Raw genomic sequence first — 14,638 nt, forward strand, 5'->3', positions numbered from 1 at the left:
AATGCCAGAGAAAGCTGCTTCAGGTGGAGAAATGAAGAAAGAGCTTACGTTGTTTAACTTCTTCACCATTGGTTTTGGTGCTATTATCGGCACTGGCTGGGTTCTTCTTGTAGGCGATTGGATGGTACTTGGCGGAGGTCCATTCCCCGCTATGATTGCATTTGCAATCGGTGCCTTGTTCTTGGTCCCCATTGGCATGTGTTTTGGGGAGCTTACGGCTGCCATTCCCATTTCGGGTGGCATTATTGAGTACGTAGAACGTACATTTGGGCGCAAACTTGGTTTTCTTACGGGTTGGATGTTGCTTTTAGGCAATGCTCCCTTGTGTCCTTGGGAAGCAATTGCCATATCAAAACTTCTTGCAGATCGCTTCTCACAGTTTGAGGCCCTTTCATGGCTTACATCGGTAAAGCTCTACTCAATAATGGGTGCTGATGTTTATTTGTGGCCAACCGTTATTTCACTTTGTTTTGCAGTCCTTGTTATCTATTTAAATTTCCACGGCGCAAGTGCTGCAGCAAAACTCTCATCATTTCTTACGAAAGCCTTACTTACCGGCATGATTTTGGCGATGGTCATATCGTTTGCAACAGGCTCTCCTTCTAATGCTGGCCCTATCTTCTCCCAGGTATCTGGTGCTGCAGGTGGCAAGGCAACCGAAGCAACCAGTTTGTTGGGCGGCATTATGGCCGTGCTTGTTATGACGCCGTTTTTCTATGCAGGCTTTGATACTATTCCTCAGCAGGCAGAAGAGGCCTCTGAGGGGCTAGACTGGAAGAAATTTGGTTTGGTTCCCGCAATTGCTTTGCTTGCATCTGGCGTATTTTATCTTATCTGCATTTATGCCTTTGGTAGCATCATTGATTGGCATGAGTTTGTTAAGGCATCGGTACCTGCTCTTGCGGTACTGCAAAAGATCAATATTTTCTTCTATATCGCAATGCTCATCATTGCAACACTTGGACCTCTTGGCCCCATGAACGCATTTTTTGGTGCTTCCACCCGTCTGATGCTTGCTCTTGGCCGTAAGGAAATGCTTCCTGCATCCTTTGCGGAACTTGATCCTGCATCTGGAACTCCAAAGAAAGCAAATATTGTACTTGCGGTGCTTACCCTCATTGGACCCTTCCTTGGTGGCAATATGCTGCTCCCGCTTACAGCCGTTGCATCTCTTGGCTTTATCTTTGCGTGCACCATGGCTGGATTTGCCTGCCTCAAGCTGCGCAAGACTGAGCCTGGTCTCAACCGTCCCTATAAGGTAAACGGTGGTAAGGCTGGAATCTTGGCGGCCATAGCAGCAGGCTTGATCATCATTCTTTTGATGGTTGTTCCTATGAGCCCAGCAGCGCTCAAGCCAGTTGAGTGGATTATCACCATTGTGTGGATTGTTGTTGGCTTTGCAATTTTCTTCATCTTTGGCAAACCGAGTGCTACGAAAGACCCCTCGTCACAGGCTGCAAGTCCAACCAATGTTGCGCAGTAAGCGCAGGTCTTTTGTGAGCTCTCTTTGGTTCGCATAGCGTTATGAGCACCACCTTGTTCTACCTGTTTTACCGGCACGTATGTTTCGTCAGTTACACAGAAAGGATTTGGAGGAAACATCATGGCTAAGTACGCAATTGTAGGAGGAATGCTCGTTGACGGTACTGGCGCTGCGCCAATTAACGACGCGCTTGTTCTCATTGACGACGACAAGATTACGTATGCTGGCAAGTCTACTGAGGTTCCCGCTGGTTATGAGGTCATTGACGCTACAGGTAAAACTGTCATGCCTGGTCTTATCGACACGCACCTACACTTCTCGGGCAATTTGACCGATAACGACAATGACTGGGTTATCGAGAGCGTTGCTCAGAAGCAGGCATGCGCCGTTAAGCAGGCCTATGACGCTTTGAGCCACGGCCTTACTACGGTAGGCGAGATTGGTCGTAACGGTATTGCTATTCGTGACCTCGTTAATATGGGCGTTATGAATGGTCCTCGTATCTTTGCAACCGGTCTTGGTTTCTGCCGCGTAGCCGGCCATGGCGATTCACACCACCTGCCTCTGCAGATCTCCAAGGATTCTCACCCTTGGGGCTTCCAGGCTGATGGCCCATGGGAGCTGCGCAAGGCTATTCGTATGCGCCTGCGTGAGAACCCCGATGCAATCAAGATTTGGGCAACCGGCGGCGGCATTTGGCGCTGGGACTCCGACCGTCTGCAGCTGTTCTGCACCGAGGAAATCAAGGCTATTGCCGACGAGTGCCGCATGGTAGGAATTCCTCTGTGGGCGCACTCTTATAACAACTTTGATGCAGCGTATGACTGCGTACGTTTTGGCTGCACCCAGCTTATTCATGGCTTTGAGCTTGACGATAGGACTATGAACCTGATGGCCGAGAATGGCACTTACTTTACGCCTACCATTGGCTTTTTGCCCACCTGGTACTCCACCTATCCACCTGAGTGGACGCCCGAGCTGGATAAGTTCCCCGGTGAGACGGTTGTCGAGAAGGGCCTTGAGCGCACCTACGCTAACCTGCGTCGTGCTCACGAACTCAACGTGCCTCTTACTATTGGTTCTGACTCCTTCTCCTTTGTTACCCCGTATGGCTACATTACGATCGAAGAGATGTACGCCTTTGTCGAGAAGGCTGGCATTTCCATTCTTGACACCATCAAGGCAGCCACGCTTAATGGCGCTAAGATGTTGGGTCACGAGGATGAGTTTGGTTCTCTCGAGGCTGGTAAGTCTGCTGACGTTCTTGTGGTTAAGGGCGATGTCGCAGCGGATATTCACAACCTCACGCCTGATAACATGGACGTTATCATGAAAGAGGGCAATATTGTTGTTACAGGCGCCCTCTAAGGCTGCCGCCTAGGGTTATTGCGGACCTCGGTGTCTTTATGGTTCCAACCGAGGTACGGTTGTCTTTGTTTGTTGCTATGCGCACCGTCTGGTGCGCATAGCGCCCATCTGCTGGGTGCCTTGATCGTGTTTAAGGAATGGGGAGTTCACATGGCCGATCCAAAGAATGTCAAAATTGCGCTTATTACCGGCTACCTTGGCGCGGGCAAGACTACCGTATTAAATCGTATTCTTGCCAACACTGAGGGCATTAAAGCTGCGGTTATCGTCAACGATATTGGTGAGATAAACGTAGATGCCAGCCTTATTAAAGAGGGTGGCTTTGCCAATGGTGACGAGGTTATCCCTCTGACTAACGGCTGCTTGTGCTGTACCTTATCGAATGATCTTAATTTGCAGCTTGGTGATATAGCTGATTCAGGCGATTTTGATTACATCTTTATCGAAGCATCTGGCATTTGTGAACCCATCCCCATTACCTATACCATTACGGCGTTTTGCAATCAGAGTCAGAAATCTGATAGGCATGCTCATCTTGAGCTTGATAACATTGTGGCCGTGGTTGACTGTGCGCGCATGTATGACGAGTTTAATGGCGGCAAGGCGCTGCTTTCTGATGAGCTCGAAGAAGACGATCTAGAGAATTTGCTTATCCAGCAGATCGAGTTTTGCACGACACTTATTCTCAACAAGAGTGATCTGGTAACACCAGAGCAGATGAATGAGCTCAAAGCCATTATCCGCGGTTTGCAGCGTGATGCCACTATTGTTGAGGCAGTAAGGGGAGAAGTCCCCATGAGCGAGCTTGTGAGTACCGATCGCTTTGATTTTGATAAGGCGTATCGCTCTGCCGTTTGGATGGATGCCATGGAGCATCCCGAGGAGCATGACGATCCCGAGGTGTTGGAATATGAAATTTCCACCTTTGTGTATGATCGCCGCCAGCCCTTTGATATTGATCGCTTCAATGATTTTGTGAGCAGTTGGCCAGAAAGCATTATTCGTGTAAAGGGTAAAGCTTGGCTGAGCTGCGATTATGACATGAGCTATGTATTTGAGCAGGCCGGAAAGCAGGTTCAGCTATACGAGAATGGTCTGTTCTATGATTCCTTCCCAGAAGAGGAAAAACAGCAGATGCTGCTTGAGCATCCTGAACTGCTGGAAGACTGGGATTCCGAGTACGGTGACCGCGTAATCAAACTCTGCTTTATCGGCCGTCATATGGATAAGGAAGAGATTATAAGAGAGCTTGACGCTTGCCTTACCGCTTATCCTTCTGAAGGGTGAGAAACCCGTACATTTGTCAGTACCTTATCGAGAAGATAACGCAGCTCTCTTGCCTCATCTGATGTGAAATCAAAGCAGTCAGCCATGGCAAGAGGGATGCTTTGTGCCTGCTTTTTGAGATCATGGCCGGCTTGAGTTAGCTCAACCGTGAGCACACGTTGATCTTGCTGGTCATGATCGCGCACAAGCAAGCCCTTTGCTTCCATCTTACGCAGCAGGGGAGTAAGGGTACCAGAGTCCAAGTAGAGGCGCTCGCCAAGAGATTTTGCGGTGGTCTTTTTGAGCTCCCATAGCACCATCATGACAAGATACTGTGTGTACGTCAGTCCCAGCGGCTCTAAAAAAGGGGTATAGCGACGCACCACTTCTTTTGCACTAGCATATAAAGAAAAACACAGCTGATTATCTAGCTTAAGCATCTGATCTGCAGCGTTGTTATTCATATCAGGCATTAGAGTTGAGCCTTTACCGCAGCTTTAACCTCATCCATGGCAACGGTGGGCTCAAAACGAGCAACCAGCTTACCTTCACGGTCAATCAAAAACTTGGTGAAGTTCCACATGATATAGGCTTTATCGCCAAACTTCTTATTGTTGACAGATGCAAACTTCTCAAGACCCTTAGCTTTAAGACCATGGCCAAAGCCCTGGAAGGGCATTTGAGTTGCGAGTGAGACAAACAGAGGGTCTGCGTCCTCTCCATTAACGTCAATCTTCTTGAACTGGGGAAACTCAGTGCCAAACTTCATGGTACAAAATGCATGGATCTCATCATCGGATTCAGGAGCTTGGCCGGCAAATTGATTGCAGGGGAAGTCGAGAATTTCAAAGCCCTGATCACGAAACTCAGCGTACATTGCCTCAAGATCCTCATACTGAGGGGTAAAGCCACAGCCAGTTGCCGTGTTTACCACAAGTAAGACCTTGCCTTCATACTCAGAAAGGGAGGTAGTGCTGCCATCAGGATTGGTAACGGTAAAATCATAAACAGACATAAAGAGTTCCTTCCTTTAGGGCGTACCACTATGGTAAGCGCCTTTTCTGCTTAGCTCTATTTTAGTTGTGTACAACTTAATTGTGTACAATTATTTTAGAATATAGAGGAATTACATTTTTATAAAGGCCTGCACGATAAAACATGATATTGCCTATAGGCGTTTGAATAGAGATACTACAATCTAGTTACTATAGATTCTCTGTATTGATATGTAGGGGTAGTAGTATGAAAACCTATACAGAAGAGCTTGAGGTTGATGTTCCAGCAGCTATTGCTTGGGAGTCACTTACAAGAATGAATGTCTGGCTTAAGCGTTTAAGCACCAATAAAGATGTGACTTATGCTAACGATCAGATGCCTTTTTGTGTGAGTGGTAGAACCTACGTAGTCACCACTAAAGAGGGTCTTGAGATGAACTCTGTTTTAACTGAGGTTAATCCACAGGAGCTTACCGTACGCATCAAAGCCGAACATAAGCCCCTTGTCTCGTGCTTGAGCTGTAAAGTTGTGCCCCTTTCTGATTCTCGTGTAAAGCTCATTCGTACCCAATCTTATCCTGGGGTGTTTGGAGCAATATTCACTTTGTTTTATAATCGGCGTGAGTCTACAGAAACCAGTGAGTACCTTGAAGTTTGGGCAGCAGATGCAAGAGAGCTTCTGTCAAAGCAGCGTGTAAGCTAAATACTCCAATAAGGGTCCATAGATTTTTATGTGCCCTCTTAAAAGCATACACAAGTAATTAACTGTCATCTATTTAGTATGGTGCAGGGTAGTTTCCAATGCGGTAGCGTCATGTTCCTACATAAGTAAGGCTTTGCTTGAGATAAAGAGTTAGGTATTGTCGAAATTTAAACTTGTCTAGCAAGTCCTTTAGTTTATTTACAGCTTATTTAAATATTTGAATAGATGGAGAAATACCCGGTACGTATTTTTATTTACCAATAAAAATATACGTTCACATGAATGTGGATTAATTGTTATCTTTTACGTAGTAATATAGTAAGTGTTCTTAATTATAGGAAGCCGTATGGCCATAAAGGTCTTAGTGACCAAGGAAAGGTGCCGCTTATGAGTAAGATTGTCGTTATTGGTGCAAATCATGCAGGTACTGCAGCAAGCAATACCATTCTTGACCTTTATAAGGGCAACGAGCTGACTATTATCGACCAAAATTCCAACATCAGCTTCCTAGGCTGTGGCATGGCACTTTGGATTGGCAAGCAGATTTCTGGCTCTGATGGCCTGTTTTATCAAACCAAAGAGGGCTTTGAGTCAAAGGGTGCCCAGGTGTTTATGGAGACCCGTGTTGACTCTATTGATTACGATGCCAAGAAGGTTCATGCCATTAGGAAAGATGGTAGTGAGATCGAGGAAAGCTATGACAAGCTTATCCTAGCTACGGGTTCTCTGCCTATTATTCCTCCCTTTGAGGGGCGAGATCTTGAGAATATCCAGCAGGTTAAGCTCTTCCAAGATGCTCAGGCTGTTATTGACAAACTAAAAGATCCCTCCATTCGCAAAGTTACTGTCTTGGGTGCTGGCTATATTGGCGTTGAGCTGGCAGAGGCTTTTGAGCGCAATGGTCGTGAGGTTGATCTTATCGACATGGCTCCTACCTGCTTAACCGGCAACTTTGACCGCGAGTTTTCTGATCTTATGGCAGATGAGCTTGAGCGTGGCGGCGTAAAGCTGCACTTTGGTGAGGCTGTGTTGCGCTTTGAGGGTAAGAATGGCAAGGTGTCTCGTGTTGTTACCGATAAGGGCGGTTACGATGCAGACATGGTGGTTATCTGCACTGGCTTTAAGCCTAACACGGAGCTTTTTGCTAACCAAGGCTTTGAAATGCTCAAGAACGGCGCGCTGGTGGTTGACCATCATCAGAAGACCAGCAAAGATGATGTGTACGCTATTGGTGACTGCTCTGCTACCTTCTTTAATGCCAAGGACGGTGAGGAGAGTTATATTGCTCTTGCTACTAATGCCGTTCGTTCTGGTATTGTTGCAGGTCACAATGTGTGTGGTACTGCTCTTGAATCCATTGGTGTTCAGGGTTCTTCTGGTATAAACATCTATGACCTTAAGATGGTTTCTACCGGTCTTACTGAGGAACATGCAAAGGCTGCTGGTTTTGATGCTAAGGTGAGCGATTTTACTGCTGCTCAGAAGGCGCTCTTTATGGAGACCGACAACCCTGAGGTAAAGATTCGCATTGTATACGATGCAACCACTCGTAAAGTTTTAGGTGCTCAGATGGCCTCTACCTATGATATGACTGCCGGCATCCATATGTATTCTTTGGCCATTCAGGAAGGCATTACCATTGATCGACTTGCTTTGCTCGATGTCTTTTTCCTTCCTCATTTCAACCAGCCTTACAACTTCTATACCATGGCAGCCTACAGCGCCGTACTTAATGGCTAATGATCATAATGGCTCATGATCACATGAGCCTAGAGCTTATATAAGCTACAGAAAACAGCATAGGTAAGATGCAAAAACGCAGCTCTTTTGTGGGCTGCGTTTTTTAGCTCTACTAATGAGAAGATCCGTCTGAAAGTACACCATACGTATCAACAATCGTAAATCCAATTTTGAGATAGATACTTGCTGCAAGAGGATTATCAAAGTAAAGAACTAGTTTTTTGAGTCCAGCTTCTTTACAGGCTTGGCAGAGCTGTTTGACTGTGTGGGTGGCAAGGCCACGATTACGATATGCTTTTAGCGTCGCTACTCCAATGATCATGGCTCCATAGGGAGATACTGCAGAGATAGAAGCAGTAGATACAAAGCGGTTGTCCATCTTTGTGGCAAGGGCAATACAGCCGTGAGCAAGAGAAGCACATTTTTTAGTTACGAATATCAAGGTGCTGCTGCAAGAGTTTTAAAAGCTCAGGATTACCGCTGATATATTTAATGCCTACTTGCTGTTTGCTCACGATGATTTCTAAAATCTCACTGTTTGTGAGTCCCTTGTATCCCAAAGCCCAATTGTCCAAGCAATAAACGCTACTTCTGAGAAGGGTGTAGTTGTAGGGGGTGTCGAAAGAGGTTCTTGGTAGGCATAAAGAGGTGCTGAAAATTATATTATGACAAATATAAAGAAACGATAGAATTATCACGAAGACAGGTTTATGGAACGAGGCTCCTTATGGATGATTTATTTGAAGAGGTACACGTCACACTTTACAAGGATGATGTAGAGTGCGAAAAAGTATTCAAAGGCAAGTTAGTTGGTAGATGTCAACAACATGTTGAGGGCTTCGAAATAGTATATCGCCTCTACGAAACGCCACGTCAAAAACTGGCCTGTGTAGTTCGAAAAAATCCTGCTTGGAGTGCATCTGCCTCATTTAAGGATGAAACATGGGGAGAAATGGCCCAGGATTCAAATTGGTGGAAACCACAATATCAGCTACATATCGCTGATAACTATGAGGAATTAGAGCAACTCATAGGACAAGATGTTGTTCATGTACTACAAAAGAGTTCGGCTCCGAAAAAGGTCGAATATCTCGACATTTAAAAAGCTTAAGTACGAGTTGCGGGCTAACATACCATTATCAACAAAGATGCCCACCAAATCCTAGAGCGACTCGTTCTCAGTGCATCTTTGGTAGGCTTCAATTTGCTTGGCTAAAGACGAGCTTTGCTTTTTATTCGCCGTAGATACACGTACGTAGACAGCAACCTGTAGTCAATTCTTAAACGTTTCTTTAGAGGAAGTTTTTCAAAGTCACCCATTTATAACTCCTGCGGTACCTAATGTGTTAAATCGTGTGTATACGTCACTCACCTGGAAGCTAATAGCAGGCAAAAAGGCAGGTAAAATCCAAGATGAACGTTTGTAGCGCCAAGCGATATAACCGTGGTGACTACAAAACTTTTGATGTATGTGCGTCGATTTTGAAAAGGCCCTATGACACATTTGACAGTGCTTTGGATGTTCATATTCTTGTTGCTTCATCCATGCTTTGTGACGGCAGCTATCTGAGCAAAACTTAGCAAGATCTGAGTGTCCACCTAGAGAAGCCTCACGCATTGGCACACATGAGTCACCAGTTCATGTTTACTTTCAAGGCGATGTGTTGCACAAAAGCTTCTCACCTCATCGTGTGTAAGCCTACAGAAATTAGTTATAGCCTTATAATCCCAACCACAAGCTCTTAGGTTTTGATATGTAACTCATTAATGGGTGATATGACAGGTCACCTCATAGCTTTGACGCGTGATATACGGACTTTGAGTAAGTTGTATGAACGCCGCCGATAGGCGCTCATACACATCCTGTTTGATGACTTTTGCTTTGATGAGACGTGTGCAGATAAGCTCAGCTTCACTGAACTGAATTTGCAAGTCTACATCAAAAGGCTCTGTTGGCATATTCATGTACTGTCCTTTCAATAGATCTCTCTACTTGGGACAGCCACTTGACTGGAAAACTTAACCTCATAAGAGTTTCTTTAGCCCTTTTGAATATTCATACGCCACAGATTTGTCTTACAAGAAAAAAGCGGATGCACCAGACCTCATAAGATCTAGCACACCCGCACGCCCTCATATGCTATGAGAGCTTCTCGTTTACTCGTCTTTGTACCTTATGATAGAGCGCACCAAGTCTTTGATTGCGCTCCTCACCGTTTCCAAACTCGCCATGGATGATTACAGCCTCAGCCAGTGCTTGAATGTTTGTGCTTGGCCCAGAAGGAGTACTTGAGGCTTGTACAGGTGCTGGAGTGGTGCCTCCTAGATATGGAGCTAGTACTTCACTTGGTGGATAGTAGCGACCAGGACATCCTGTTGAGACGATGTCTTTGTGGCCGACCATAGCCAGATTCCCATAGCGTGCTCGGATATTCTTGACAAGCTCAGCTACCGTACGTTTATCGCTTGAAGAGCAGCTCGGATTACATTTAATGCCGATGGATTCGAGGGTAGCTACCCAGTCTCCTGCATGCCACACGGCCGTCTTCTACTACGTAGTGTGCAGAGTTTCGTCCTCGCTCTGACACAAACCATGAAAGGACTCCATCAAAGCTTGGTGCCTTTTCTGGATCGTCCCAGTGGTGAATGACAATGCGTTTAATGCTGTGTCCTTGGCGTCCGCGTGTGAAGCATTTAGCGCCAAATCGCACGATGTATTCGTAGCTCATGGTTTTCTCCAATCAAGTGAGTCGAGATGTATGCTGACGTGCTCAATGAGTCCTTATTCACCCTGCTTAGGCATGACATCTGCTTCATCTGTTGAGGGTGTTTCAATCGGTGTTCTATTCTTGTGGGAAATTGAGGTAAGAGCATCGGATAGCCCCTCTGGAATCTTAAGTCCGAGCGCCGTGGCATTTTCTAAAAGCGAGATACCCTCATTTGAGAGGTAAAAACAGATGGTGGCAAAACGAAGTGCATCACCTTGACCGAGCACATAGACATCCAAAAGATTTGCTGCTCCCACCAAAACAAAGATGGTGAACTTGCGAGCAATGCCCTTAAAACCCTCTTTGGAAGAAAGCCTGTGGTTGATAAAAGCTGCTGCCACACCTGTCACGTAGTCGATAATCACAAAGGCTAAAAGGCAGTAGAAAAAGCCTGTGTATTCACCTAAATACCAACCGAACACACCTCCTGATACTGCTGCGAGTGCCTGTACATTTGCCCAGGTAGTTTTTGCGTCCATGAGTTTTCTCCTTAAAAAATAAGCACCTTAAGATGCGGTGCTTGAACTTTCAGTATTTTTCTGCGCGGCTTACCGCTTCATCAATAAGCGTGCAACCCGTCTTGGTTTTGAGGTAGCTTAGATTACTTGCAAGTAGAACTCTCTTTGAGGGTAGTTACATCAGCTGTACCAGCTATCGTAAGCTCAGCAGTTTCTGCCATGAGTTTTTTCTCGCTCGGCAATAAACTCATATGCAGACGCACTGTCAGGAAAGCTGCTCTTACTTTCATTCGAGATTTCAGGTTTACCAAACTTGGGCTGAAGGTTAGGCGATAATAACGATAGAAGGTATGACCTATTACTATCTCCCTACCTTTAAATAAACCTTTTTAGCTTTGCAGATGTACTGGTAAATACTTCTGTCAGTACATCTGCATTTTCCTTTGCGGGTAATCCCGCAATCAAATCATGAATAGCAGTTGGTTGGGTAGAGATGTGTTTGATACGGATTCAGGGCAAAATATCTCTCAGCAAGTTAATATAAAGAAGCTATAAAGAAGCAGCTTAGCATGGGAGACAAGATGGGCTTAGTGAAGAAGAATGCTAATAAAGGTGGGTACGCCGTTACGTTACTGATCTTATTAGTTTACACCTATATTTTCTTTTGTTCAGGAGCTCTATATTCTGAAACGAGCCTATTCAACAAGCCTCTAATCCTCTTTCAATGATTCATCAATACTAATTATCTCATACTGCTTTTTACGTTGGCATTGCTTGTGGGAAACCTATACTTTTCAGTATTGATTGCTCAGAGTGGTTTTTTAAGATTAATAAAATGGCTGTTGAATGTCATAGTCACTTTTGTTTTTATCATTAGCTCTGGTTTGTTGCTGTTCTCAACTGAAAACTTATATGAAATTCCTCTTAGTGGAGATGTGGGTCACATAAGAATTATTTGCTCTGATTTTTATTTTGTAGGAGATCATAAAGGAGATATTTATCTTTTGTCCCGTCTATATTGGCCTAGGGCAACACTCTGGTTATCACTGGGACGGTCAAGACGATATTCGCTATGACAATCCCAGTGAGATTTGGACTGCAACTTTTCAAGATGGTGTTGTACAGATTCAAACGAATGGAGTTTTTGACATTGGTCTTAACCAGCGTCAGCTTGAAATAAAAGTTCCTTAGCTATAGAGCAGTTTTGTAGCAAAGGAACGCGCTAAAATATATGCTTCATCCTTATTGGGCAAACGTTTAGCCTTTGAAATTAGTTTGTAAATCTCTTCTGTAGCGTAAGGAATTGGTTGTTTTTCCATCATATACCAGAACGCATCTTGAACGTTTTGTCTGCTTCCGCCAAAACGTTTAATAAAAAACTCAAAACGCCTAGCCTTTGGACTAATGCTTCTCATATCATTTAGTGCCTGCGAAAAGGACTTCTTGCCTTTCCAATATGCATGCACAAGTAGATATGCATCGACATCTGCCTGTAGGTCATCATTTCCAAAACCATAATTTTTACTTCCAAGGTATGAGTTACAAAAAGTATCTAAATCCATACCTCCTTCCTGATTCAGATAATCGCCCCAGAATTGCAAAGTATCAAATGCCCAACCGCCAAAATCGCCAAGCCCCATCTCGTTCTGAGGAATGTCACTTCCCCAAGTTAAATAGCCAAGAGATGTTGCAGCAAAGTGTGGGACATCTTCTGGACGGAGGCTACTCACAATATCTCCAGCTGATTTACAAGCGATTGCAACATTTTCCCTTTCTGCAACAGCAGAGTCTTCTTCTGTTTCAGGTGTGTAAACCATCCAAGCAAGGCTCGTATAACTTTTATCCCAGTATGTCGGTTTTCTTAGGGTCTCAAGAATATTTCTGCCAATAATATAGTCAGGCTGTTGATTATTCGAAAGAGTTACGTATTTGTCTTTTACCTACTCAGCCCATAATGCAAACCGATCTTTATTTTCTTGAATACTTGATGTGGAGCTGCAGGCTGGATAGGCACCTGAGTATGCTACACGATCTAAGTCCCATTTACTGCCATAGCCACTAATCTCATGGAATTGATCAAACACCCAGTCTTTAGGAATGGGAAAGCCCAGGTTTCCAGAAAAGCCCGTGCTCATATCTGATACAAATGCTGCCTCTGCAAATCCTGCATTAATTACCCTTGTACAAATATTTCTTGAAGCATAGATTCCAACACTATATCCGTTTCCTAAATTATCAGACACCGCTTTAAAATATGGAATAATGTTTGAACTTACCTCAGGATCGGTTGCGTCATAATCTACTGCAAAATAGATGATCGTTGGAGGAACACCAAGTCGCTTAGCAGCTGCAAGTGCTTTTTTAGCATGCTGAGTACCGTTTTGGGAAGAAAAATGCTCCAATCGCGTTGAGTATTCTTGCAAGATTGGAAAATACTTTAAACCGTGGGTAATAATGCGTTCAAGTTCTCCTGTTCTAAGTGCCTTGAAATAATCACTTTCATTCTTAGAATCTTGCTCGGGCTCGCTAAGGTACCTACCAACGATTTTATAACCATCAGCACGCAGTCGATTTGCTAGCTCATCTGTAATTTCAAATCGTGTGTCACACGCGATGCAGGGTCTATCGGGATTCCCTTTAGACGTTAATAAGCTCATCCACGTGTTTTTATCTACCACATGAGATACGGGAAGTACATAATCCACTTGGAATTTATGAACTGCACGATATGTGCCCTCGGTCCAGGTATTGGATGATGGTGCGTCATAACCATTACAGACTAACGCAGCATTTGCCAACCAAACCCACTCGCTCGTACCTGAAGAAATTGTTTTTAAATTAGATCTAGTTCCGTTTCCAAAATATCCCGTTGCTTGAGATGGCGTGTATCCTTCAATTTTTTGAAGCACTTGAATCATTGCTGTATTCATTTCACGGCCATATAAACCGTCGGTAGGTACGATGTCTGTATATCCACGATAAGACCTATTGATGGTTTGTTGAATCGAGCGGATGGGTTCTTTGCCACCATATACGCTGAGTAGCTTGAATTGTTTCATTGAGAGAAGCGTCATCATGATATCGAGATCAATCATCCATTCACCACCGATACCCATGTCCTTTTTCATGGTTCTAATGGAACTTTTCATACCCTCAGTAAAGTCTTGAGTGACCTTCTTACCATAAACGGCAGGATAGCCCTTACACCAAAGAGCACCCTGAACAATCGAGTAAATGTTTGATGTAGGGGCTTGTGCAAGAACGGTGTCGTTAATGCCATTTGGGTACTTTGCTTTAAAGCGAGATTGTGTTCCAGGACCAAAATTATTTGCGGTAGAAGTAATTCCGAGTTCAATTTGAAGCGCACGAATAAGACCGTAAATGGTGTCCCAACCAGTGCTTCCACTCTCTTTTACTGAGCCAAAATTTGAATTATTTCCATAGGTTTTATTGAGCCATTGTTGAGTTCTTAATACCATCGGATCTGCCATAACAAACTCCTTCACGTCTGAGTTTTATAAAATGAAATGCATCTCTTACTGATGTAAGAGATGCATTAAAAAACATGTTGAATTGGTTTACCTACCAAACCGTAACACGTTTACTATACGTAGTTCCTTGACCACCGCCTTTGTAGGTAACTGTTCTTCCTGTTCCAGGTTTACCTAAACAGATGTCTTCGGTACAACCAGATGAGCCAATTTTCCAATTGTTAAAATTGCCGTATTTAATACCTCTCGTACTACCGCCAGGTGACGATAGTGAAGCTGACATACCGTCTGAGTAGCTGCTTCCTTCACGGATAGTCACTCTAACCCAGACCCAGATACCGTTGTTATAGGTACCCGAGGCGATTT

General features: G+C 44.4%; 14 protein-coding genes. 6 read left to right on the top strand and 8 right to left on the bottom strand.

Annotated elements, in window-relative coordinates:
• Window position 1 precedes the first annotated feature (1 nt).
• From HMPREF1091_RS02915 to HMPREF1091_RS02925, 3 genes are all read left to right on the top strand, one after another.
• Window positions 2–1,483 (top strand): APC family permease, encoded by a 1,482-nt coding sequence (locus HMPREF1091_RS02915; RefSeq protein ID WP_002563342.1) that lies wholly within the window; start codon window positions 2–4, stop codon window positions 1,481–1,483.
• A 120-nt stretch (window positions 1,484–1,603) separates the two neighbouring features.
• A complete protein-coding gene (locus HMPREF1091_RS02920; RefSeq protein ID WP_002563343.1) occupies window positions 1,604–2,851 on the top strand; it encodes a metal-dependent hydrolase family protein in 1,248 nt (415 codons plus the stop codon).
• A 150-nt stretch (window positions 2,852–3,001) separates the two neighbouring features.
• A complete protein-coding gene (locus HMPREF1091_RS02925) occupies window positions 3,002–4,138 on the top strand; it encodes a CobW family GTP-binding protein (RefSeq protein ID WP_002563344.1) in 1,137 nt (378 codons plus the stop codon).
• On the opposite strand, the gene HMPREF1091_RS02930 is transcribed toward HMPREF1091_RS02925, so the two are convergent.
• Window positions 4,120–4,590, bottom strand: coding sequence for a MarR family winged helix-turn-helix transcriptional regulator (locus tag HMPREF1091_RS02930; protein ID WP_002563345.1), 471 nt, complete (start codon window positions 4,588–4,590; stop codon window positions 4,120–4,122). The genes HMPREF1091_RS02925 and HMPREF1091_RS02930 overlap by 19 nt on opposite strands.
• The gene (locus HMPREF1091_RS02935) at window positions 4,590–5,132 is read right to left on the bottom strand and encodes a glutathione peroxidase (RefSeq protein ID WP_002563346.1); all 543 of its coding nucleotides are present in this window, start codon (window positions 5,130–5,132) and stop codon (window positions 4,590–4,592) included. Before HMPREF1091_RS02935 ends, HMPREF1091_RS02930 begins: the two co-directional genes overlap by 1 nt.
• A 227-nt stretch (window positions 5,133–5,359) precedes the next feature.
• On the opposite strand from HMPREF1091_RS02935, the gene HMPREF1091_RS02940 reads away from it, so the two are divergent.
• Window positions 5,360–5,815 carry a hypothetical protein gene (locus HMPREF1091_RS02940; RefSeq protein WP_002563347.1) on the top strand — a complete coding sequence of 152 codons (456 nt, stop codon included), beginning with the start codon at window positions 5,360–5,362 and terminating at the stop codon, window positions 5,813–5,815.
• A gap of 387 nt (window positions 5,816–6,202) precedes the next feature.
• Window positions 6,203–7,555 carry a H2O-forming NADH oxidase gene (gene nox, locus HMPREF1091_RS02945; RefSeq protein WP_002563348.1) on the top strand — a complete coding sequence of 451 codons (1,353 nt, stop codon included), beginning with the start codon at window positions 6,203–6,205 and terminating at the stop codon, window positions 7,553–7,555.
• A 112-nt stretch (window positions 7,556–7,667) separates the two neighbouring features.
• Here the strand turns inward: nox and HMPREF1091_RS02950 are convergent, their stop codons facing one another.
• The gene (locus HMPREF1091_RS02950; RefSeq protein ID WP_051058325.1) at window positions 7,668–7,997 is read right to left on the bottom strand and encodes a GNAT family N-acetyltransferase; all 330 of its coding nucleotides are present in this window, start codon (window positions 7,995–7,997) and stop codon (window positions 7,668–7,670) included.
• 285 nt (window positions 7,998–8,282) lie between these two features.
• Between HMPREF1091_RS02950 and HMPREF1091_RS02955 the strand changes: the two genes are divergently transcribed.
• Window positions 8,283–8,657, top strand: a complete 375-nt coding sequence (locus HMPREF1091_RS02955) for an EXLDI protein (RefSeq protein ID WP_002563350.1) — start codon at window positions 8,283–8,285, stop codon at window positions 8,655–8,657.
• Between the two features lie 662 nt (window positions 8,658–9,319).
• On the opposite strand, the gene HMPREF1091_RS02960 is transcribed toward HMPREF1091_RS02955, so the two are convergent.
• The 5 genes from HMPREF1091_RS02960 to HMPREF1091_RS02975 all read right to left on the bottom strand — a co-directional run bounded on the left by HMPREF1091_RS02960 (window position 9,320) and on the right by HMPREF1091_RS02975 (window position 14,272).
• A complete protein-coding gene (locus HMPREF1091_RS02960; RefSeq protein WP_002563351.1) occupies window positions 9,320–9,520 on the bottom strand; it encodes a hypothetical protein in 201 nt (66 codons plus the stop codon).
• Between the two features lie 175 nt (window positions 9,521–9,695).
• Entirely contained in the window at window positions 9,696–10,094 is a 399-nt protein-coding gene (locus tag HMPREF1091_RS02965) for a hypothetical protein (RefSeq protein WP_002563352.1), read from the bottom strand.
• Between the two features lie 243 nt (window positions 10,095–10,337).
• Window positions 10,338–10,802 (bottom strand): phage holin family protein, encoded by a 465-nt coding sequence (locus HMPREF1091_RS02970; RefSeq protein WP_002563354.1) that lies wholly within the window; start codon window positions 10,800–10,802, stop codon window positions 10,338–10,340.
• Window positions 10,803–11,968: 1,166 nt separating this feature from the next.
• A complete protein-coding gene (locus tag HMPREF1091_RS08220) occupies window positions 11,969–12,598 on the bottom strand; it encodes a hypothetical protein (RefSeq protein WP_002563355.1) in 630 nt (209 codons plus the stop codon).
• Between the two features lie 123 nt (window positions 12,599–12,721).
• Window positions 12,722–14,272 carry a glycoside hydrolase domain-containing protein gene (locus HMPREF1091_RS02975; RefSeq protein ID WP_002563356.1) on the bottom strand — a complete coding sequence of 517 codons (1,551 nt, stop codon included), beginning with the start codon at window positions 14,270–14,272 and terminating at the stop codon, window positions 12,722–12,724.
• Between the last annotated feature and the right edge of the window lie 366 nt (window positions 14,273–14,638).

The organism is Atopobium minutum 10063974 (genome assembly GCF_000364325.1).
Taxonomy (GTDB): domain Bacteria; phylum Actinomycetota; class Coriobacteriia; order Coriobacteriales; family Atopobiaceae; genus Atopobium; species Atopobium minutum.

What these genes read in the sequence shown, in the direction of transcription:
- HMPREF1091_RS02920 (WP_002563343.1), top strand. Translation starts at nt 1,604, where the DNA reads ATGGCTAAGTACGCAATTGTAGGAGGAATGCTCGTTGACGGTACTGGC.
- HMPREF1091_RS02975 (WP_002563356.1), bottom strand. Translation starts at nt 14,272, where the DNA reads ATGGCAGATCCGATGGTATTAAGAACTCAACAATGGCTCAATAAAACC.
- HMPREF1091_RS02940 (WP_002563347.1), top strand. Translation starts at nt 5,360, where the DNA reads ATGAAAACCTATACAGAAGAGCTTGAGGTTGATGTTCCAGCAGCTATT.
- HMPREF1091_RS02955 (WP_002563350.1), top strand. Translation starts at nt 8,283, where the DNA reads ATGGATGATTTATTTGAAGAGGTACACGTCACACTTTACAAGGATGAT.
- HMPREF1091_RS02935 (WP_002563346.1), bottom strand. Translation starts at nt 5,132, where the DNA reads ATGTCTGTTTATGATTTTACCGTTACCAATCCTGATGGCAGCACTACC.
- nox (WP_002563348.1), top strand. Translation starts at nt 6,203, where the DNA reads ATGAGTAAGATTGTCGTTATTGGTGCAAATCATGCAGGTACTGCAGCA.
- HMPREF1091_RS08220 (WP_002563355.1), bottom strand. Translation starts at nt 12,598, where the DNA reads ATGGTTTACACACCTGAAACAGAAGAAGACTCTGCTGTTGCAGAAAGG.
- HMPREF1091_RS02930 (WP_002563345.1), bottom strand. Translation starts at nt 4,590, where the DNA reads ATGCCTGATATGAATAACAACGCTGCAGATCAGATGCTTAAGCTAGAT.
- HMPREF1091_RS02925 (WP_002563344.1), top strand. Translation starts at nt 3,002, where the DNA reads ATGGCCGATCCAAAGAATGTCAAAATTGCGCTTATTACCGGCTACCTT.
- HMPREF1091_RS02970 (WP_002563354.1), bottom strand. Translation starts at nt 10,802, where the DNA reads ATGGACGCAAAAACTACCTGGGCAAATGTACAGGCACTCGCAGCAGTA.
- HMPREF1091_RS02960 (WP_002563351.1), bottom strand. Translation starts at nt 9,520, where the DNA reads ATGAATATGCCAACAGAGCCTTTTGATGTAGACTTGCAAATTCAGTTC.
- HMPREF1091_RS02915 (WP_002563342.1), top strand. Translation starts at nt 2, where the DNA reads ATGCCAGAGAAAGCTGCTTCAGGTGGAGAAATGAAGAAAGAGCTTACG.